Here is a 1348-nt window from a genome sequence, read left to right as displayed (position 1 = left end):
TGTGAGCACAATCATGTCACCCACCGTATCCCTTCCCCCGCAGGAATCGCATCGCGCACGGGCAGAGGATACGGCATCGTTTGACGCCCGGCTCATCAAAGTCACAGACAGCGATGTCAATCCCCACCAGGGCCTCATTGCCGTAATCCCCGCATACAATGAGCAGATCGCGCTCGGGTCGGTCGTGCTCCAGGTACGCCAGCACGTGGACCGGGTGATCGTGGTGGATGACAATTCTACCGACAAGACCCCTGAGGTTGCCAAGATGGCCGGCGCAGATGTAATCCGGCTTCATGTCCATACGGGCAGAGCTTATGCACTGTTACTGGGATTGAAAAATGCCCGGGAATATGGATGCAAAGCGGCGGTCTATATCGGTCCCAATGCATACGCTCATATCCACGATATCCCCAAAGTTGCGGCAGCAACTCTTACCGGGGATGCAGATCTAGTTATCGGATCGCATTACCTGGATGTCCAGCATAACGTCCCCTTTTCAACAGAGATCTCACGGACACTCCGGAAACTGCCAAAAAAGAATAACGACAGTCTTCCTTTTACTGACCCGATGTCCGACATCCGTGCATTCAGCAGAAGGGCACTGGATAAACTTGACTTCAAAACTGACGGGTTCCATCTTGAAACGGATATTATTGCCCACCTGCAGTCCCAGAACATGAGAGTTGAGGAAGCCCCCCTCACAAATCTTTCAGATCTTCCGTCAGACCCTGACTGGAAGAATTCTGTCAGGATTCTTGCCGCGATGCCAGCATTTAACGAGGAAAAATGCCTGGCAAAAACAATTATCGGGACGAGAAAATTTGTTGACACGGTCCTTGTCATAGATGATGGGTCAACCGATGCCACAAAAGCCATTGCTGAAGAACTGGGTGCTCTTGTTATCCATCATGAAAATAATGCCGGCTATGGTGCTGCACTCCAGGACATTTTTCAGAAGGCCCGCGAACTTCATGTCGATGCCCTGGTCATCCTCGATGCCGATGGCCAGCACAACCCGGATGATGTCGGACGGCTCCTCGATGCCTTGGTCAAGCTTGATGTTGATGTTGTTATCGGATCCCGGTTCCTGGAAAAGAATGAACGGAATATTCCCAGCTACCGTAAAGTCGGGATGAAAGTGCTGGACGGTGCAACCCGGATAGCCGGAGTTGCAGATATCAGCGATTCCCAAAGCGGGTTCCGTGCGTACGGCAAGCGGGCGATTGATGTGATTAACCTGAATGGTCAGGGGATGTCTGCCGGTTCTGAAATTTTGATTCAGATCAGCGATCATAATTTGCGGATTGCAGAAGTGCCAATTAATGTGCGGTATGATATTGAGGATACT

At 51.2% G+C, this 1348-nt stretch carries 1 protein-coding gene; it reads left to right on the top strand.

Annotation, left to right across the window (positions count from 1 at the left end; genetic code table 11):
* Positions 1–13: 13 nt before the first annotated feature.
* Positions 14–1348, top strand: a 1335-nt coding sequence (locus CW742_RS13310) for a glycosyltransferase family 2 protein (RefSeq protein WP_292421182.1), incomplete at its 3' end; no start/stop codon positions are given.

The organism is Methanoregula sp. (assembly GCF_002835825.1).
Classification (GTDB): Archaea; Halobacteriota; Methanomicrobia; order Methanomicrobiales; family Methanospirillaceae; genus Methanoregula.
This window is presented reverse-complemented; position numbering and strand designations above follow the sequence as displayed.